The 18,999-nt window shown below is 72.8% G+C and carries 16 protein-coding genes; 11 read left to right on the top strand and 5 right to left on the bottom strand.

The features are described 5' to 3' along the window. Positions 1 to 38: 38 nt before the first annotated feature. Complete coding sequence (locus ACH34R_RS41790; RefSeq protein ID WP_397567165.1) at positions 39 to 2,435, bottom strand: helicase-associated domain-containing protein; 2,397 nt, start codon at positions 2,433 to 2,435, stop codon at positions 39 to 41. 79 nt (positions 2,436 to 2,514) lie between these two features. On the opposite strand from ACH34R_RS41790, the gene ACH34R_RS41785 reads away from it, so the two are divergent. The 4 genes from ACH34R_RS41785 (at position 2,515) to ACH34R_RS41770 (ending at position 5,403) form a co-directional block, all read left to right on the top strand. Further along, the gene (locus ACH34R_RS41785; RefSeq protein WP_397567164.1) at positions 2,515 to 2,637 is read left to right on the top strand and encodes a hypothetical protein; all 123 of its coding nucleotides are present in this window, start codon (positions 2,515 to 2,517) and stop codon (positions 2,635 to 2,637) included. Between the two features lie 49 nt (positions 2,638 to 2,686). Then, positions 2,687 to 3,892 (top strand): hypothetical protein, encoded by a 1,206-nt coding sequence (locus tag ACH34R_RS41780; RefSeq protein WP_397567163.1) that lies wholly within the window; start codon positions 2,687 to 2,689, stop codon positions 3,890 to 3,892. Positions 3,893 to 4,297: 405 nt separating this feature from the next. After that, complete coding sequence (locus ACH34R_RS41775) at positions 4,298 to 4,915, top strand: HAD family hydrolase (protein ID WP_397567162.1); 618 nt, start codon at positions 4,298 to 4,300, stop codon at positions 4,913 to 4,915. A gap of 92 nt (positions 4,916 to 5,007) precedes the next feature. Further along, positions 5,008 to 5,403: a cold-shock protein gene (locus ACH34R_RS41770; RefSeq protein WP_111171820.1), complete on the top strand. Its 396-nt coding sequence runs from the start codon at positions 5,008 to 5,010 to the stop codon at positions 5,401 to 5,403. A 90-nt stretch (positions 5,404 to 5,493) separates the two neighbouring features. Here the strand turns inward: ACH34R_RS41770 and ACH34R_RS41765 are convergent, their stop codons facing one another. Then, on the bottom strand, positions 5,494 to 7,098 hold the full coding sequence (locus ACH34R_RS41765) for an MFS transporter (protein WP_397567161.1): 1,605 nt from the start codon (positions 7,096 to 7,098) through the stop codon (positions 5,494 to 5,496). A 192-nt stretch (positions 7,099 to 7,290) separates the two neighbouring features. Here ACH34R_RS41765 and ACH34R_RS41760 point away from each other — a divergent pair, with 192 nt between their 5' ends. Both ACH34R_RS41760 and ACH34R_RS41755 read left to right on the top strand, forming a co-directional pair. Continuing rightward, positions 7,291 to 8,124 carry a DUF3027 domain-containing protein gene (locus ACH34R_RS41760; protein WP_397567160.1) on the top strand — a complete coding sequence of 278 codons (834 nt, stop codon included), beginning with the start codon at positions 7,291 to 7,293 and terminating at the stop codon, positions 8,122 to 8,124. A gap of 106 nt (positions 8,125 to 8,230) precedes the next feature. Next, positions 8,231 to 11,215 (top strand): sacsin N-terminal ATP-binding-like domain-containing protein, encoded by a 2,985-nt coding sequence (locus ACH34R_RS41755; RefSeq protein ID WP_397567159.1) that lies wholly within the window; start codon positions 8,231 to 8,233, stop codon positions 11,213 to 11,215. Between the two features lie 102 nt (positions 11,216 to 11,317). Here the strand turns inward: ACH34R_RS41755 and ACH34R_RS41750 are convergent, their stop codons facing one another. Together ACH34R_RS41750 and ACH34R_RS41745 are read right to left on the bottom strand one after the other, a co-directional pair. Further along, positions 11,318 to 12,298, bottom strand: a complete 981-nt coding sequence (locus ACH34R_RS41750; protein WP_397567158.1) for an alpha/beta fold hydrolase — start codon at positions 12,296 to 12,298, stop codon at positions 11,318 to 11,320. Between the two features lie 106 nt (positions 12,299 to 12,404). After that, positions 12,405 to 12,713 carry a DUF2530 domain-containing protein gene (locus ACH34R_RS41745; protein WP_397567157.1) on the bottom strand — a complete coding sequence of 103 codons (309 nt, stop codon included), beginning with the start codon at positions 12,711 to 12,713 and terminating at the stop codon, positions 12,405 to 12,407. Positions 12,714 to 12,831: 118 nt separating this feature from the next. Here ACH34R_RS41745 and ACH34R_RS41740 point away from each other — a divergent pair, with 118 nt between their 5' ends. The 4 genes from ACH34R_RS41740 (at position 12,832) to thpR (ending at position 16,907) form a co-directional block, all read left to right on the top strand. Further along, positions 12,832 to 14,322, top strand: coding sequence for an NCS2 family permease (locus tag ACH34R_RS41740; protein WP_397567156.1), 1,491 nt, complete (start codon positions 12,832 to 12,834; stop codon positions 14,320 to 14,322). A 104-nt stretch (positions 14,323 to 14,426) separates the two neighbouring features. Continuing rightward, a complete protein-coding gene (locus ACH34R_RS41735) occupies positions 14,427 to 14,879 on the top strand; it encodes a MarR family transcriptional regulator (protein WP_397567155.1) in 453 nt (150 codons plus the stop codon). Continuing rightward, positions 14,786 to 16,384 (top strand): MFS transporter, encoded by a 1,599-nt coding sequence (locus ACH34R_RS41730; RefSeq protein WP_397567154.1) that lies wholly within the window; start codon positions 14,786 to 14,788, stop codon positions 16,382 to 16,384. Before ACH34R_RS41735 ends, ACH34R_RS41730 begins: the two co-directional genes overlap by 94 nt. Continuing rightward, positions 16,338 to 16,907 (top strand): RNA 2',3'-cyclic phosphodiesterase, encoded by a 570-nt coding sequence (thpR, locus tag ACH34R_RS41725; RefSeq protein WP_397567153.1) that lies wholly within the window; start codon positions 16,338 to 16,340, stop codon positions 16,905 to 16,907. Before ACH34R_RS41730 ends, thpR begins: the two co-directional genes overlap by 47 nt. A gap of 116 nt (positions 16,908 to 17,023) precedes the next feature. On the opposite strand, the gene ACH34R_RS41720 is transcribed toward thpR, so the two are convergent. Further along, a complete protein-coding gene (locus ACH34R_RS41720) occupies positions 17,024 to 17,992 on the bottom strand; it encodes an aldo/keto reductase (RefSeq protein WP_397567152.1) in 969 nt (322 codons plus the stop codon). Positions 17,993 to 18,084: 92 nt separating this feature from the next. Here ACH34R_RS41720 and ACH34R_RS41715 point away from each other — a divergent pair. Beyond that, positions 18,085 to 18,999: hypothetical protein (locus tag ACH34R_RS41715; protein ID WP_397567151.1), on the top strand; the 915-nt coding region annotated here is incomplete at its 3' end.

Below are 18,999 nucleotides of genomic sequence, written 5' to 3'. Positions count from 1 at the left end.
ACCACGTATGCCGGGCGGAGTCCTGTGGCGGCGAGCGTTCAGCCGCCGTCCGACACCTCCGAGACCCCGGTGATCCGATGCAGCGCGAACCGGTGGACCGCCGCCCGCGTCTCGTCGTACGCGGTCAGGTAGCCGCCCTCCATCCGGGCGGGCTCCAGGATGCGGCTGGTCGCCTGCCCCTGGTTGTCCAGATAGCCGATCCACACCCGGCCGCCCTGCCGGATCGCCTGCTGCAACGCACTGATCGTGGCGGTGGCGGGCGACCGCGGGACCTGACCGCCCGGCGACTCCACCGGCGGCCGTCTGGCCCGGTGCGCGGCGTCGCCCGCGCGGATCGCGCGGACCGCCGCCGCCACCACGTCGCGGTCCAGCCCGCCGACCAGCGTGACCGGGCGGGCGGGCGGCGCGCCCTCCGCGCGGCGGGCGTCGAGCTGGGACACGATCACATCGCCGTCCAGCGACTCGGCGACCGGCGCGTACCCCATCGCGCGCAGGCCGTCCACCAGGGCCGCCCGCGCCGAGCGGGACGCGATCACGGTGGGCGCGAGCCGGCGCAGCCGCAGCGGCACGGCCCGGCGGTCGGCCTGCACCTGGTCGAGGACGGCGGGGTCGTCACAGCGGATGTACGCGCCCGCCGTACCGACCCTGATCCGCCCGTGCCGGCGCGCCACGTCGGTGACCAGGTAGTGCAGTGGCTGCGGTACCGGGGTCGCGGAGTGGCGGGCGAGCATCGCCAGCAGTTCCTCGCCGCTCTGCCCCGCGTCGAGGGCGCGGCGGATCGAGCCCTCGCTGAACCGGTAGACCGTCGCCCCGCCCGTGGACTCCACGTCGGCGGCCAGCGTGAGCCTGCGCCGCAGGTCGCCGGTGAGCGGGCCGGGCGCGACGGCGGTGAGGTCGGCCTGAAGGAGTACGTGGTCGATCGGCTCGGGCAGCAGTGGTCCGAGCAGCTTGGCGGCCTGCGCGGTGTCGCCGGACGCCAGCGCGCGGCCGTGCCCGGCCAGCACGCCGAGGCCGGTCACGCCGATCTGCTCGGCCTCGCGCAGCGTGAAGTCCACCAGCCGGTCGCGGTAGGCGCCGCGGCGGCGGGGCTGCTCCCAGGCCAGCCGCTCACGGACGGACGCGGGATCGGGCGCGACGCCCGGCCCGGCCGCGGCCAGCATCGCCAGCGTGGCGGTGCGGACCTCGCGGGCGGCCCCTCTGCGCAGCTCGGGGGTGAGCGCGTTCAACAGCCGGTCGCGGTCGTCGCGCTCACCGGCGAGACCGGGTGCGCGGTCCGTGGCGAGCCAGCTCCCGGCCATGGCCGCCCAGCGCTCCTCGCCCGGCTTGACGCGCCAGGCGTCGTACGCCGGGCTGGGCAGCCACTCGCCGTCCACCCCGCCGGAGGCCACGATCAGCCCGGCCGCGTACGCGACCTCCGCGACCAGCGCCGTCGACCACTCCGGTAGTTCGAGGACCTGCGCGGCGCGCTTCAGGTCGCGTACGGCGAGCCCGCCCGTGCGCAGTACGCCCGGCGGGTCGAAGCTCCACCGCTCGCACAGCTCCTCCACCGCGCGGATGAACATGAACGCCTGCCCCGCCGCCGTGCGGTCGGTCAGCGCGGCGTCACGCTCGGGGCCGCGCAGCGGCGGCGGCGAGGTCAGCAGGTCGCGGTGCAGGCGGCCGCCGCGCAGGTACAGGGCGACCTCGCGGGGGAGCGCCACGGTCTCGTCGCCGGTCGCGCCGAGCAGCCCGCGGGCCAGCAGCTCCTCGATGGGCGACTGCGCCGTGTCCGCGCGTACGGCACGGCGGGCGTTGGCCAGCCGCCCGGCGGCGGGACCCCAGGCCAGCTCGTCGAGTGCGGCCCTGGCCTGCGGCGAGACCTCCGTGACCAAGCGTTCGACCACGGCAGGATCGCCGAGCAGGACGGGCACCTCGCCATCGCGGTGGCCGGCGCCGATGTCGTGGGTGATCTCGGCCAGCCGTTCCGGCGAGTGGTGGCGGAAGACGTCGGCGGCGGGCGGGCCGAGCCCGGCGGGCGGCGACAGCGCCTCCCTGACCCCCGGAGCGGGCATGGGCGCGTCGTCGGGACCGTAGACCAGGGCGAGGTCGCGCAACCGGCGCAGCGTGCCGTTGAGGGCCGCTTCGAGGTCACCGGCCGCGCTCTCGTGCAGGCCACGGGCCAGCACGCCGCGCAACTCGGCGATGTCGGCGGGGGCGGGCAACAGGACGAGGGTTTCGAGCACGGCGAGCGCGAAGCGGTCCAGCCGGTCCAGCGCCCGGCCGGTGGCCGACGGCGTGACGGCCCGCGCGGCCAGCCCCTCGACGTGCGCGGGCACGGGGGTGACCAGCTCAGGACGGGCGGCGACGAGAGCACGCAACTCCTCATCGTCGCGTCCGCGCAGCCAGTCGGCGAACTCGACGCTCACCGGCGTCCCCCTCTCAGGTCCAGCTTTCATGGTATGGCGGCGAACGACCAGGTCATGATCGCCTCCTGCCACTACCGTGGGATGCCTGCGCGACGGAGGAGGCGACGGTATGAACGAGCGTGCCGACCGGTTGGGTTCGGGGCATGTGAGCACGTCGCGCGCGGATGTCGGCGAGGCGTCGGCGGTGACGGCGTGCTTGAGCGTGCTGACCGGCTGGTTCTGGAGTACGTGAGTAGGATGGCCGGTTTTGGGCGTGGATGCCGTGCGGAGGAGGTGCTGGTGTGAGCGAGCGTGCCGATCGGCTGGTCTTGGACTATGTGAGTAGGGCGGCCGACCTCGCGCACGGCGTACTCCGCCAGGACGAGCGGCTGGCGTTCGTGGCCGAGCTGCGCGCGCGGATCGAGGCGGACCGGGCGGGCACCGGTGACCCCAAGGCCGTGGCCAGGGTACTGGCCCGCCTCGGCGACCCTGCCGCCCTGGTCGCAGCGGCCAAAGTCCGCCCCACCCCACAGCCCGGCCGCCCGCCAACGCCCACCGACCCAGCCCCCGCTACCAATGCCGGTACCTTCGGCCACGGTACGGCCGGTGCCGATGTCCGTGCTGCCGGTCCCCAGGCCGCCCGTCCCGCTGCCGGTACCGGCAGTACCGGCCCGGGTCCCGCTGGCACCGGCCCTGGCTCCGGTGCCGGTTTCGGCGTCGGTCCCGATGCTGGTATCGGTGGCCCCGGTCCTGCTCCCGGTACGGCTGGCCCCGGCCTCGGCCTTGGATCCGCTGCCGGTGCCGCTGGCCCCGGTGCTGGTGGTTCGGGGGATTCTGGGGAGCCGGTGCCGATGGTTCAGCCGGGGTATCCCGAGGGTGACAGGGCCAGGACGGCGGTGTTTCCGCGGGTGGTGGACGACCAGGACGGGCGGGTGGGCGCGGCCGATCCCGGCGTACCCGCGGGTGCGCGGCGGCAACGGGAGACCGCCAGGCGGTCCGTTCAGTGGCGTACGGCGGGCCAGGGCGGTGGCTCGCGGCGCGGGATGAACCTGCCCGGCGTACGGCTGCGCCGCGCGGCCATGGCGAGCGCGAACCCGATGGCCACCGCGGGCAGGGACGCGCGGACCATCCTGAAGGAATACCCGCGCGAGGCCCTGGCCGTGCTACTGCTGATCGCCGCCGCGATGCTGCTGCCGTTCCGGCTCAACCCGCTAGCGATCTTCCCGGTCCCGCTCGTCGCGTGGGCGACGGCCGCGGCCGTCACACTGTCGAGCGGCGGCTGGACGTTCCGCGACCGGCTGACCGGTGCGGGCGCGCCCGTGGCCTGCTACGTCGTCGGCGGCCTCGCCGTCACGGCGCTGCGGTGGGCACAGGGCGCGGCCGACCTGGGCGGCCTGGCAGCGGAGTACTTCAGGGTCGGGGAGATCATGTTCATGGTGGGCACCGCGGCCGGAGTCTTCTGGCTCGCCTACCGGCTGCTCACCCCACCCCGCCCGCGACCCCGCTGAGACCGGGACCCACTGACGCCCCTGAGACCGCTGGCGTAGCTCACGCCGCCGGTGCCGGCGCGCTTGCGTACCTGTTTGAGGCCGCTACCGTGTCCGCGGCCCCGGTGGGACCGGGAGTGCCAATGCTGCTGAGGGGGCTGAGAGCGGGACCACTAACGCCACTGAGGGGTCGGCGCCGGGCTTGCGGTCCGCTCAGGTGGCTGGGCCGGTTGGGACCGCAGTGTCGCTCGCTCCGTCGTGCTCGTGGCCCTGCCGGTGCCGGCCCAGTGGGTGACCCAATTTCGTACACCCACGCGCCTACACTCACCCCCCCTTGGTGATAAATAGGCATTTTCCTGGATTCCAGGGGGACAAGGGCAGAGCGCCGTTTCGACCCCGCGTCAAGCGTTTGGCATCCTGGCTTCCGTGTACTTCGTGGGATTTGATCTGGATTTGACACTGGCCGATACGCGTGTCGGGATCGCGGCGGTCTACGATGAGTTGTCCAAGCGGCTCGGAGTGCCGATCGACACCGCCGCCGTGGTGTCCCGCCTCGGTCCGCCGCTGGAGACGGAGTTGGCCTACTGGCTGCCCGAAGCGGAGATCCCGGCCGCCGCCGCCCTGTACCGCGACCTGTACGCCGGGATCGCCGTGCCCGCCACGTCCGTCATGCCCGGAGCCAGGGAGGCCCTGGCCGCCGTACACGACGCCGGTGGCAGCGTGATCGTCGTCACAGGGAAGAACACGGCGGATGCGAAGCGCACGCTCGATGCCCTAGACCTGCCCGTGGAGGCGGTCGAAGGATCGCTCTTCGGTGCCGAGAAGGGGGTCTCGCTCGCGTCTTTCGGCGCGGCGGCATATGTTGGAGATCACGTCGCGGACATCGCGGCGGCGCGGGCGGGAGGCACCGTCAGCGTCACGGTGGCCACCGGCCCTTACACCGCTGGAGAACTACGTGAGCACGGAGCGGACGTCGTCCTCGGCGATCTGACCGAGTTCGGCACGTGGTTCCGGCGGTGGCGAGGGGAAACGTCATTCACCTGATTTCGCGGTGAAATACATGGTCGCTCTTCGCCCCGGGTGGGCATAACCTACATCCATTCACCTTTAAACACAGTCTGAACGAGGTCACCCCTGTGCCGAGTGGCAAGGTCAAGTGGTACGACGCCGACAAGGGTTTCGGCTTCCTCACCCGCGACGACGGCGGTGAGGTTTTCGTGCATTCCTCCGCGCTGCCGAGCGACGTCGAGTCGCTCAAGCCCGGCCAGAAGGTCGAGTTCGGCGTGGCCGAGGGCCGCCGCGGCCAGCAGGCGCTGTCGGTCCGAGTGATGGACCAGCCGCCGTCGCTCGCCAAGACGAAGACCAAGACCAAACGGAAGAAGCCCGACGAGATGGTGGTCATCGTCGAAGACCTGATAAAGCTCCTCGACGCGATCTCGACCTCCTACCAAAAGGGCAAGCACCCCGACGCCCAGCACGCCAAGAAGATCGCGGCGGTGCTGCGCGGGGTCGCCGACGACCTGGACGCCTGATCGCCGCTCCCGCGCCGCGGGTCGCCGAGGGGCGTCGCGGTTCGTCGCGGGTTCGTCGCGGTTCGCAGTGGGTCGCCGGGGGTCGGCCCCTCAGCCGTGCGGGTTGGTGAGCGGTTTGGTGTGCCCGGGGTTGTCGCCACGGTCGCCGCGGTCGGCAGGGCGCGGCAGGACATCGGTGGCGGTCGTGGCGTTCGGGTCGGCGGCGTGCCCGGCCGTTTCGGGGGCCGGGTGCCGGCGTGAGCCTGCCCGCGCCGCGGCCACCCGCGCCTCCGTGCCGCGCAGCCTGCGCCGCCGCCCGATCAGCAGCCACACCAGCGTCCCGCCCATGAGGGCCGCGATGATCGTCAGCGCGGCCGGGCCACGGGAGTACAGCGACATGATCAGGCCGGCCAGCCCGCCGGCCACCCAGGCGATCTGGAGCAGCGCCTCCACGACGCCGAACGTCGAGGACCGCACCTCCTCGCCGATCTCCCGCTGCACGATCGCGTCGAGCGACAGTTTGCCCAGCTCCTGAGCGAACGCCGCGATCAGCGCGACGGCCACCGCCGTCCACAGGTTGAACAGGAACCCCGCGACGAGCCCCATCACCGTGGACACGGCCAGCGTGATCAGCACTGTGACCTGTGGAGAGTGGTTGCGCACCCAGGAGGCCACCGCCGCGCCGACCAGGCCGCCCGCGCCGGCCGCCCCGGCGAGCATCGCGATGATCATCTCCTTGCCCTGGCCGCCGGGCAGGTTGCCGTCCTGCACCACGAAGAGCAGGAAGAACAGAAGAAAACCGGAGAACAGGCGGATCGCGGCGTTCGCCCGCATCGCCTCGGCCACCGCCGGGCCGACGTTGAGGAGGGTCCGCCAGCGGGCCGGTCGCCGCTCCCGGTGACCCTCTTCCTCCTCCTCGTCGCCCTCGACGTCCGGCGCGTCGACGTGACGCGGCAGCCGTACCGCGTGGACGCCCGCCACCATGAACAGCACGAGCGTGCCGCGCAGCACCCACTCGCCGCCCAGCCAGGCCGCGAGGCCCGCGCCGATCGGGATCGCGATCCCCGCGCTGACCAGCGTGAACAACGCGACCCTCGCGTTCGCGGTGACCAGGCTGATGTCGGCGGGCAGCACGCTCGGCATGATCGCCGCCCGGGACACGTTGTACGCCTTGGACAGCACCAGCACCCCGAGCGCCGCCGGGAACAGCGTGACCGCGTCTTCTGAGACCACGGCGGCGGCCATCGACCAGCAAAGCAGCCCGCGGGCCATCAGCGTGCCCGCCATCACGTAACGCCGGGCCGAGCGGAACCGGTCGAGCGCCGGCCCGACGAGCGGCGCGACCACCGCGAACGGCGCCATCGTGATCAGCAGATAGAGCGCGACCTGGCCGCGCGCCTCGTCCACGGGCAGGCCGAAGAACAACGTGCCGGCCAGCGCCACGGTGATCAGCGCGTCGCCCGCCGCGCCGACGGCGCTCAGCTCGATCAGCCGCCCCAGCCCGGTACGCCCCGCCCCCTGGGCATAGGTGAGCCGCCTTGTCGCCCTGCCGACCCGTAGTGTGCCCCCTGCCGCCGCCTTGCCCGCCACCCGCGTCCCGCCGACCGTCGCCCGGCCCATGCGGATCGTGGCCCGTCCGGCGGTCGCGGCCGACCCTGCGACCTTGCGCGCGGCGGTGCCCACCGTACGCCGCGCCTGCTCCCAGCCACCTCTCACGCATCCAGTCTTACCCGAAGCCCGCCCGCCTTGTCCGGTACGGCAGGCCGTGCGACACGCCGCGTGACGACCTGTATGGGCGGGGCACGTCGTCGGCACCGCTCGCGATGGGTGAAAATGGAGTGTGAACTGGCGAGCCAACACCATCAGCCCGCGCGGCCCGCAGCGTCGGCGGCAGGCGGGGGTGGTCTCGTGAGCCGCACCCGGACCCGCGTCCCGCCCGCCGATCCCGCCTGCCTGGCGGCGCTCGACCTGGCCCGAGCAGCCGCCGAAGAGATCGCCAGGCCCGGCGAGGTCGGCGACCACCTGGGGTTCGAGGTGGAGGCCGACCGCACGGGCACCCACTCCTTCGTCTGTCTCGACCGCGCCTACCGGGGCTGGCGGTGGGCCATCACGGTCACCCGCGCCTCGCGGGCCAAGGTCGTCACGGTCAGCGAGACCGTGCTACAGCCGGGGCCCGACGCCCTCCTCCCACCCGAGTGGGTGCCGTGGAGCGAGCGGCTGCGTCCCGGCGACCTCGGCGTGGGCGACCTGCTGCCCACGTCCGCCGACGACGACCGGCTGGCCCCCGGCTTCACCGAGACCGCGGAAGACACCGACCGGCAGATGATCTTCGAGCTGGGGCTGGGCCGGGCCAGGGTGCTCTCGCCCAGTGGCCGCGACCGCGCGGTGCGGCGGTGGCACTCCGGGGAGTCCGGCCCGCACACGCCGATCGCGCACGCCGCGCCCGCGCAGTGCTCGACCTGCGGGTTCTACTGGCCGCTTGCGGGCGTGCTGCGGCTCGGGTTCGGCGTGTGCGCCAACGAATACGCCCCCGACGACGGCCGGGTGGTCTCCGCCGACCACGGGTGCGGCGCCCACTCCGAGGCGCCCGCCGGGCCGCCGCCCATCGAGCAGACCTTGCCGATCCTTGACGACCTGGGCTTCGACCTCATGGAGGACAAGCCCGACCAGGAGGAGGAAGCCGCGCCCGACCTCGCCGGTTCGGTGGACGAGTCGGCCTCGGAGCCGCTCGGTCACTCGTGACCGGCCTGCCCGCCGTACGGCACGCCCGCCCTGCGGCGGGGCAGGCCGCGAACGCCGCTACCCGGCCCTCGACAACCCCCCGACGAGATCGTGAGCTGGCACCTGCATGAGCGACATCACCGACATTTTTGACACCGCCGGCGTCCGCGCCACCGTGCTGGCCGCCTGGTCGGCCTCACCGGCGCGGTTCCGCGAGGACGCCAACGCCGAGGAGGACTTCGCGCTCGGCGGCTACCACGACCGGCTGATCGTGGAGCTGGCCCAGAACGCCGCCGACGCGGCCCTGCGCGGCGGTGTCTCCGGCAGGCTGCGGCTGACGCTGCGCGACGGGGTGCTGATCGCCGCCAACACCGGCGCGCCGCTCGACTCCGGCGGCGTGGAGGGCCTGTCCACCCTGCGGGTGTCCGCCAAACGTGACCAGACCGGTACCGCGGGCCGTTTCGGCGTCGGCTTCGCCGCCGTGGTGTCGGTGTGCGACGCGCCGGAGATCGGGTCCTGGGCCAGCGGCGCGGTCCGCTGGTCGCGTGAGCAGACCGCCGAGCTGGTCGCGGCCGAGCCCGCGCTCGCGGGCGTGCTGGCCGAGCGCGGCGGGCACGTGCCGCTGCTGCGCCTGCCGTTCCCCGCCGACGCGATCGACGTGCCCGAGGGCTTCGACACGGTCGTACGCCTGCCGCTGCGCGACAAGACCGCCGAGGAGGCGGTGCGGCGGATGCTGGCCGAGACCAGCCCCGCGCTGCTGCTCGGCATGCCCGCGCTGGCCGCCATCGAGGTCGAGCTGGACGGCGAGCTGCGCACGGTGGCCGCCGACGGGTGGCACGTCGTGTCCGCGTCCGGCGACTTCACGCCCGCGCAGGTGGCCGAGCTGTTCGCCGACCGGCCGACCGAGGAGCGGGCCCGGCCGTACTGGCAGGTGCGCTGGGCGGTGCCCGGGTCCGGGGGGCCGCTGCCCGCGTCCGTGCCCGGCGTGGTCCACGCGCCGACGCCCAGCGATGAGCCGCTGGACCTCCCGGCGCTGCTGATCGCGAGCTTCCCGATGGCCACCGACCGGCGGCACGTGGCGCGCGGGCCGCTGGCGGAGTTCCTGATCGAGCGCGCCGCCGAGCTGTACGTCGAGCTGCTGGAGTCGCTGCCGCGCAGCCCCAAGGTGCTGGACCTGGTGCCGGGCCTGATGGGCAAGAGCGAGCTGGACGCCGAGATCCGCCGGGCCATCCTGCGCCGGCTGCCCGACGCCCCGCTGCTGCCCGCGCTCTCCCCGCCCGCCGGTGGCGGCGGGCTCGTCGTGGCGGGCCGCGAGGCCGCCGTGGTGGCCGGGTCCGCGGAGTTCCTGGAGCTGGTCGCGCCCATGGTGCCCGGCCTGCTGCCGGCCGACTGGCCGCCCAGGCATCCCGCGCTGATCACGCTCGGCGCGCGCCGGATCGACCTCGCCGACGTGATCGACATGCTGTCCGGCGAGGCCGTCGAGGACAAGGACCCATCCTGGTGGCGGTCCCTGTACGACGTGCTGCCCGCCGACGACCCCGAGGCGGCCGGTTCGCTGCCGGTGCCGCTCGCGGACGGCCGCCTGGTCCGCGGCCCGCGCGGCACGCTGCTGCTGTCGGACGGCTCGTCGCTCGACCCGGCCGTGCTGGTGCCGCTCGGCCTGCGGGTGGTCCACCCGGAGGCCGCGCACCCGGTGCTGCTGCGCCTCGGCGCGGCCGAGGCGACCCCGCGCACCGTGCTGGAAGACCCGCTGACCAAGGCCGCGGTCTCGGAGTCCCTGGACAGCCCCGACTCCGAGCCGGTCGCGCAGGCCGTGCTGGCGCTGGTCGCCGCGGCCGGGCTGGCCCCCGGCGACGCGCCGTGGCTGGCGGAGCTGGCGCTGCGCGGCGCCGACGGCGAGCTGTACCCGGCGGGCGAACTGCTTCTGAAGGAGGGCGCGCTCGCCGCGGTCGTCGACCTCGACGACGCGCCGTTCGGCACCGCCGCGCCCGAGCTGGTCGAGCGGTACGGCCCGCGGGTGCTCGCCGCGGCCGGCGTGCTGGACGGCTTCGCCGTGGCCAACGACGCCGACGTGCTGCTCGACCCCGACGAGTGCGACCACGACCTCGACGGCGAGGACGACTGGCTGGACACCGTGCTCGACCTGCTGCCCGATCTCGACGTGCCGCCGGTCGCGCCGGAGTTCTCGGCGATCCGCGACCTCGAATACGTCGCCGACTGGCCGGCCGCGCTCGCCCTGCTGACCCGCCCGCCGCTGCGCGCCGCGCTGGCCCCGCTGCGGGTGCTGGCCGGGGGCGAGGTCGTGGAAGTCCCCTCGTACACGGCGTGGTGGCTGCGTACGCACCCGGTGCTCGGCGGCCGGCTGCCCAGCTCGCTGCGGGTGCCCGGGGCCGACGCCCTGCTGTACGGCCTGTACGGCGAGGCCCCCGCCGGTCTCGACGCCGCCGCCCTCGCCATGATCGGCGTCCGTACCACCCTGTCCGACCTGCTGGCCGGGCACGGCGGCCCGGAAGAACTGCTCGACCTGCTCGCCGACCCCGAGCGGCCCGTGGACCGCGCCCAGTTGCGGGCGCTGTGGACGGCCCTGGCCGGGGTGGAGCCGGAGCGGGTGGCCCCGCCGCGTGCCGTGCGCGCGGTGCTCGACGGCGAGATAGTGGTGGCCGACGCCGACGTCGACGAAGGCGGCCCGGTGGTCGTGGAGGCCCCCGACCTGCTGCCGCTGGTCGCCGACCGGCCGCTCGTGCTCGCGCCGTTCGACCTGGCGGAGTCCCTGTCGGAGCTGCTGGACCTGGAGCTGGCCGGGGAGGCCGTCACGGGTGCGGTGACCTCGTCCGGCCAGACCCGCCCGGTCCCGCCGCAGGTGCGCTCGCTGCTCCCGGCCGCCCCGCAGACCTACGTCGAGCACGAGACGCTGCTGGTGGACGGCGTGGTGGCGGCCTGGCGCTTCCACGAGGGCGTGGTCCACGCCTCCGGAGTGGACGGCCTGGCCAGGGGTCTGGCCTGGGCCACCGGCCAGTGGGGCGACCGGCTCGCCGTGGCCGCCCTGCTCCGCGACCCCGACGCCGTCCCCCTTCTCCTGGCCGAAGCCGACCTCGACGCCCAGGGCGGCTGACCCGTATTCGATCCTGCTCTCGTTCGCCGGGACCATGTACGCGGTGCGGCCCGCCGTCTCTTGCCACGGTCGCTGTCATGGCCGCGCGAACGGAACGTCAGGTCAGTCGGTGAAGAAGGTCTGGAGGTGGCGGTTGACCGGTATCGGACAGTCGAGCTGAGGGGCGTGGCCGCAGCCCTCCAGGATGTGGGTCTGATCGTTGGGCAGCAGGTCGGCGAAGCGCTGGGCGCGTTCGACGGGCTGGACGGTGTCCTCCTTGCCCCACAGCACCAAGGTCGGGGTTTTGGTGGAGGGGAGGGCGCTCTCGGTCTTCGACCAGTCCAGCCGGCGTTCCAGCAGTACCGTGGCACGGATGTTGGACTCGAAGGTCGAGGGCGCCCACCACTCGTCCAGCAGGTCCTCGGTGATCAGTTTCTTGTTGACCATCATCGCCTCGGCCGTGGACCGGGCCATCGAGCGCCCGGACGCCAGCTTGACCGCCAGTTCGCCGACCACCGGCACCTTCAGCGCCTCCCACATCCAGGTCCCCGGCAGGTCCAGCCCGGTGGCGTCCAGCAGGGCCAGCTTGGCGACCCGGTCGGGGTGGCGCTGGGCGAAGGCCAGGGCCCAGCCGCCGCTCCAGGAGTTGCCCGCCAGCGCGGCCTGCCGCACTCCGACGGCGTCCATGAAGGAACCGATGGCGGACGTCATGGCGTCCAGGTCGTAGCCGAAGTCGTGGTCCTTCAGGCTGGTGTAGCCCTGGCCCGGCAGATCGACGACGTAGACGGTGTGGTCCTTGGCGAGTACGCCGACCTGCTCCTTCCAGCCGATCACCGAGGTCCCGCCGGGCGAGATCAGGATCACGGGCGAGCCGGTACCCGCCTTGATGTAGTGGAATCGGGCGATCGGGGTGTCGGCGTATCGGGAGCCCATCTTCGCCAGGTAGGGGGAGCGGAAGTCCGCTTCGGCGGGCTGCCAGGCGTACGCGCCGAACAGCAGCGCGGCCACCACCACCGCGAGCACGCCCAGCACCCAGCGCCGGAGCCTTCTCCTGCGGGGTGGGCGGGTCGCGGTGGCGGGCGGCCGTTCGTCAAGTCGAGTCATGATCGGTCCCTCGTATCGCTCGTCGCTACCCAGACAGATGGGCGCGCGGCGACCGGTGTGACAGGCCACACCTGTGATCGCGCTCACGGCGGGACCCGCTCGTGTGCTACCCGGACGCCGGAGGGACGGCGGTGCTGGGCTCGATGGGCTGCTCGTCCGGCGGGACGGCGGGCGCGTCGCGGTCGCGGCGGCGGATGTACCAGAGGCCGAACACGCCGCCGACCAGGCCCGCCACGCAGGTCCAGGGCCACCAGGTGGCGGCCCCGGCGGGCGGGGCGACCAGCAGGACGACCAGGGCCACCGCCCAGAGGGCCATGCCGGCGAAGATCGCCTTGGTGTCGTCGGTCCGCAGCGGCTCCAGCTCCGGCCGCTGGGGCGGGGCCGGGGTCTGCTCGGAGCGCGGTGCCGGGTTCACACGCTCCAGCCTAGGCGACACGCGGGCAGGCGGTGGGCGAGCTACGAGTTCATCTCGGTACCATCAAATCCCCTATGTCCCCCTTTTCCCCTTTGATTGTGACTGCGACGCTGCGCCCGTGAACGACACCACCACCCTCGCCCCTACCCGCCCTCGCGGCGGCCTCGACCGTTTCTTCCAGATCAGTGAACGCGGCTCGACCGTGGCCGCCGAGGTACGTGGCGGGCTCGCGACCTTCTTCACGATGGCCTACATCGTGGTGCTCAACCCGATCATCATCGGCGCCGCGGCCGACGGCACCGGCCAGTACCTCGGCGACGGCAACGCCCCGAACCTCCCCCTGGTCGCCGCCGCGACCGCCTTCGTGGCCGGCGTGCTGACGATCGTCATGGGCGTGGTGGCCAGGGTGCCGTTCGCCCTGGCGACCGGGCTCGGCCTGAACGCGTTCCTCGCCTACGCCATCGCCCCCCACATGAGCTGGGAGGACGCGATGGGCCTGGTGGTGCTCGAAGGGCTGGTCATCCTGGTGCTCGTGCTGACCGGCTTCCGGGTGGCGGTGTTCAACGCCATCCCGCCGTCGCTGAAGACCGCGATCAGCGTCGGCATCGGCCTGTTCATCGCGCTGATCGGGTTCGTGGACGCGGGCTTCGTCCGCCGTACGGCGGGCGGTTCGGTACCGGTGCAGCTCAGCGTGGCCGGGACCGGATCGCTGAGCGGCTGGCCCACCCTGGTGTTCGTGATCGGCCTGCTGGCCACCGCGTTCATGGTGGCCCGGCGGCTGAAGGGCGCGATCCTGATCGGCATTCTCGGGACCACCGTGGTCGCCGTCGTGGTGGAGGCCGTCGCGGACCTCGGTACGCAGGTCGTCGGCGGCAAGCCGGCCGACCCGAACGCCTGGGCCATGGTCGCGCCCGGCATCCCCGACCAGATCGCGAGCCTGCCCGATCTGTCGCTGCTCGGGCAGTTCAGCCTGTTCGGCGCGTTCGACGTGGCGAGCGTCGGCGTGGTGACGGCGGTGCTGTTCGTGTTCACGCTGCTGCTGGCCGACTTCTTCGACACCATGGGCACGGTGGTCGGCGTCGGCCGCCAGGCCGGACTGGTCGGCAAGGACGGCACGCTGCCGCGCACCAAGGAGATCCTGCTGGTCGACTCGCTCGCCGCGGCGGCGGGCGGCGCGGGCTCGGTCTCCTCCAACACCACCTACGTCGAGTCGGCGGCCGGGGTCGGCGAGGGCGCGCGTACCGGGCTGGCCAGTGTGGTCACCGGGGTGCTGTTCCTGCTGGCCATGTTCTTCGCGCCGCTGACCGAGATCGTCCCGGCCGAGGCGGCGGCCCCCGCGCTGGTGATCGTCGGCTTCCTGATGATGACCCAGGTCAAGGACATCGACTTCGGCGACTACGAGATCGCCATCCCGGCGTTCCTGACGATCGTGCTGATGCCCTTCACGTACTCGATCACCGCGGGGATGGGCGCGGGCTTCGTCAGCTTCATCGTGATCAAGGCGCTGCGCGGCCGGGCGCGCGAGGTTCACCCGCTGTTGTGGGTGGTGGGCGCGCTGTTCCTGGTGTACTTCACCGTCGAGCCGATCAAGTCGCTTCTCGGCGCGTAGTGCCAGGCCGTCTCTGTACCCTCGGGAGGTGCCTGGGCTGCGAGGACTACCTGGAGGAATAGGTTGAGAGCGTATATAGTTAGCAAGGGTAATGAGCCATGCTAATGAACCAAGCCAAGAGCGACGCCGCGAACCTGCGCAGCGACGCCGGCCTGGCGTCCGCGCTCCGCGTGTCGCTGGCCCGGTTGAATCGCCGGTTGCGGCGGCAGGCCACCGTCAACTCACTGACCCCCAGCCAGTTCGCGGCCCTGGCGGCCATCGAGTACCACTCCGGGATAACCCCCGGCGAACTCGCCGAACTGGAGAAGATGCAGCCGCCCTCAATGACACGGGTGATCGCCGCGCTGGACGAGCGCGGCCTGGTCGTGCGAACCGCGCACCCGACCGACCGGCGCCAGGTCTCGGTGAGCGTGACCGAGGCCGGCTCGGCGCTGTTGAAGGAGGAACGCCGGCGCAAGGAGGCGTGGCTGACCCAGCGCCTGAAAGAACTGACCGCGGAGGAGCGGGCGGTGCTGCGGGCGGCGGCGCCGATTCTGGAGAAGCTCAGCAGGATCTGACCTCCTCGGGCGCGGTCGCCGACTCCGCCGCAGGCGCGGTGGACGACTCCACCGAGCCCGCGGAGGACGAACCGGAGGAACCCGGCGCGGCGGCATCCGTGCGCGAGGCCGCCGCGGGCAAGGTACGTCGTTGGTCGCACCGTCCGTGGTCACGTCGCAAGGCCGCGGCCAGGGAAGCCGCCGCGCGTGAGGTGCAGGCGATCGAGTCCGGCACGGCGCAGGCCGTACCGGCGGGCAAGAAGCGCAACGGCGGGATGTTCCGCTCGCTGCGCAGCCACAACTTCCGCCTGTACGCCTCCGGCGGCATCGTCTCCAACGTCGGCACCTGGATGCAGCGCACCGCCCAGGACTGGCTCGTACTCGAACTCACGCACGGCAGCGCGGCGGCCCTCGGCGTCGCCACCGCCCTGCAGTTCGCCCCCCAACTGGTGCTCGGCATGTGGGGCGGCGTACTCGCCGACCGCTACGCCAAGCGGCCGATCCTGATCACCGCGCAGTCCCTGATGGGCGTGCTCGCGCTGACGCTCGGCCTGCTCACCGTGACCGGCACCGCCCAGGTCTGGCACGTCTACACGATGGCCCTGCTGGTCGGCGTGATCTCCTGTCTCGACATCCCGACCAGGCAGGCGTTCGTCGTCGAGATGGTCGGCAGGGACAACCTGGCCAACGCGCTGGCGCTGAACAGCTCGATCTTCAACCTGGCCCGCGTGGTGGGCCCGGCGCTGGCCGGTCTGCTGATCTACGCCCTCGGCGGCACCGGGCCGATCTTCCTGCTCAACGCGCTGACGTTCGCCGGAGTGATCGCCAGCCTGCTGCTGATGCGCCGCGCCGAACTGCGCACCGCCGAACCGGTGCCGCGCGCCAAGGGCCAGTTGCGCGCCGGGCTGCGCTACGTGCTCGACCGCAGGGAGTTGCTGACCCCGATTCTGCTGATGGCGTTCATGTCGATGTTCGCGCAGAGCTTCATGATGTCCATCGCGCTGATGGCCAAGGAGGTCTACCAGGCGGGCGCGTCGTCGTTCGGCCTGGCCTCCAGCGGCTTCGCGGTGGGCGCGCTGGGCGGCGCGCTGCTCGCCGCCCGCCGGGTACGGCCGGGCCGGCGCCTGCTCATCGGCGGCGCGCTGGCCTTCGGGGTGACCCAGATCGTGGCCGGGTTCGCCCCCTGGTACATCTCCTACGTCGTCCTGCTGGTGCCCGCCGGGATCGCCCTGATCACCGTCAACACCGCCGCGAACGCCATCGTCCAGCTCGCCACCTCCGCCGAGATGCGCGGCCGGGTCATGGGGATCTACTTCCTGGTGTTCACCGGCGGCGCCCCCATCGGCGCGCCGCTGATCGGCTGGGTCTCCGAACTCGGCGGTCCGCGCATCGGCGTGGTCATCGGTGGCATCATGACCCTGGTCGGCACCGGGCTCGCCGTGCTGCTGGCCAACGCGATCTTGCGCCGGAGGGGTTCGCATGCGGTTGTTCGCGGCGCTGCTGCCACCGCCGGAAGCGCTCGATGAGCTGGCCGGCGCGCTCACCCCGCACCTGGACGACTGGCCCGACCTGCGCTGGCTGGCCAGGGACAACTGGCACCTCACCCTGTCGTTCTTCGGTGAGGTGCCGGACCGCGCGCTGCCCCGCCTTTCGGTACGGCTGGCCCGCGCCGCCTCCCGCTACCCGCCGGTGACGCTGTCGTTCACCGGGGCGGGCGCGTTCCCTTCGGCCAGGCGCGGGCGGGTGGTCTGGTACGGCCTGGCCGGGCCGGTCGGGCGGCTCACCAAGCTGGCCGCCTCGCTCGCCGCCGGGGCCCGCAGGGCGGGCGCGACGCAGGTGGACGAGAAGCCGTTCCGCCCGCACCTGAGCGTCGCCAGGGCGCGGGCGGAGGTCGACGTGCGTCCTCTGGTCAGCGCGCTGGCGGCGTTCGAGGGCATGCCCTGGGACGCCCCGGATGTCCACCTGGTGCGCAGCCACCTGGGGGCGAGGGTGCGGTACGAGACCGTGGAGTCGTGGCCACTTGGCGGGACCACCCAGGGCGGGGGCTAGGCTCACGTAACGTGGATCGTCCCAGAAGGTGGTTGCTGCCCACGGTGCTCGCCGTGCTGGTGCTCATCGTGGTGCTCGGCGCGCTGCTGACCTGACCGCGTGCTCGGTGTGCCTGATCACCAGGCCCAGTCCTCCGGTGCCGTCCGGTAGCCGGGGAAGATCTCGTCGAGGCGGGCGAGCGCCTTGCCGTCCAGCTCGACGTCCAGAGCCTTGACCGAGTCGATCAGTTGCTCCTCGGTGCGCGGCCCGACGATCGGCCCCGTCACGGCGGGCTGCCTGAGCAGCCAGGCCAGCGCGACGTGCGCCGGCTCGTGGCCGATCTCATCACAGAACGCCTCATAGCGCTCGATCTTCTCGCGGTGCTTGTCCAGCTCGTTGGTCACCCGCTCGTTGGCCGTACGGCCCTTGTCGGTCCTCCGCAGTACGCCGCTGAGCAGGCCGCCCGCGAGCGGGCTCCACGGGATGACGCCGAGCCCGTAGTCCTCACAGACCGGGAGCACCTCCAGCTCGGCCTTGCGGTGGACGAGGTTGTAGTGCGTCTGCTCGGAGACCAGCCCGAAGAAGCCCCGCCGCTCGGCCCGCTCCTGGGCCTTGGCGATGTGCCAGCCCGCGAAGTTGGAGGACGCGGCATACAGGATCTTGCCCTGCTGCCGGAGCACCTCCATGGCCTCCCAGAACTCCTCGAACGGGGTGTCCCGGTCGATGTGGTGGGCCTGGTAGATGTCGATGTGGTCGGTCTGCAACCGCTTCAGCGAGGCGTCACAGGCCAGCCGGATGCGCCGCGCCGACAGCCTGCTGTCGTTGGGCCACTCGCTCTCCGGCTGGTAGACCTTGGTCGCCACCACCGTCTTCTCCCGGCGGCCACCACCCTGCGCGAACCAGTCACCGATGATCTCCTCGGTGCGGCCCCAGCCCGCCTGCCAGCCGTAGGTGTCGGCGGTGTCGAAGAAGTTGATGCCCAGCTCGTGAGCCCGGTCCATGATGGCGAAGGACTCGTCCTCCTGCGTCACCGGTCCGAAGTTCATCGTGCCGAGGCAGAGCCTGCTCACGGAAAGACCGCTGCGGCCGAGATTCACATATTGCATGGCGTAAGCCTAGGGACCTGGAGCGCACTCCAGGCGATGGGCTCCGGCCACGTCACGAGCGGACAGGGGTTGTGCGGGGCATGATGGGCGGCATGGGGGTATTGATCCGCGCGGCCTCAACCGCACCGCTCACCGTACTCGCACGGACCGTGCTGGTACTCCTTTTGGTGCTGGGCGTGTCGGCGCCGGGGCTCGCCTGGGCTGCCGCTGACGACAGGGAACGGCTGGTGTTCCGCATCAAGGACCCGCGGATCACCGAGTCCAGCGGGCTCGCCACCTCGCCGACCCACCGGGGCATCGTCTACACCCACAACGACAGCGACGCGGGCCCCGTCTTCTACGCCATCGGCCCGCGCGGCACCACCCGCGCGACCTTCCGGCTGAGCGGCGCGGAGGCCCGCGACTGGGAGGGCATGGCCGCGACGGTCGATCCGCAGACCGGGCGCGGCGTGCTGTGGTTCGCCGACATCGGCGACAACATGGACGGCGCCTGGCCCGACATCTCCGTCTATCGCGTCCTCGAACCCACCCGGATGCGCGACGCCACCCTCCCCGCCACCCGCTACCGCTTCCGCTACAAGGACGGCGCGCGCAACGCCGAGGGCCTGATGGTCAATCCGCGCACGGGCCGCCTCTACATCGTGAGCAAGGAGTTCGGCGGCTCGGTGTACGCGGCCCCGCGCCGGCTCAGCACCACCAAGCCCAACACCCTGCGCCGGATCGCCTCCGCGCCGATGATGGCCACGGACGCGGCCTACGCCCCTGACGGGTCCGGCTACGTCATCCGCACCTACTTCTCGGCGAACATCTACGACGCGTCCGGCAACTCCCTCGGCAGGCTCTCCATGCCGGCGGCGGACCAGGCCGAGTCCATCACGTACACGCGCGACGGCGCCGCCGTACTGACCGGCTCGGAGGGCCCGAACAGCCCCGTCCACCGCGTCCCCCCCCCCCCCCCCCCCCCCCCCCCCCCCCCCCCCCCCCCCCCCCCCCCCCCCCCCCCCCCC

Source organism: Spongiactinospora sp. 9N601, assembly GCF_044326295.1.
In the GTDB taxonomy this organism is placed as follows: Bacteria; Actinomycetota; Actinomycetes; order Streptosporangiales; family Streptosporangiaceae; genus Spongiactinospora; species Spongiactinospora gelatinilytica.
Note: the sequence above shows the minus strand (reverse complement) of the source record. Positions and strands in the feature narration are given on the sequence as shown.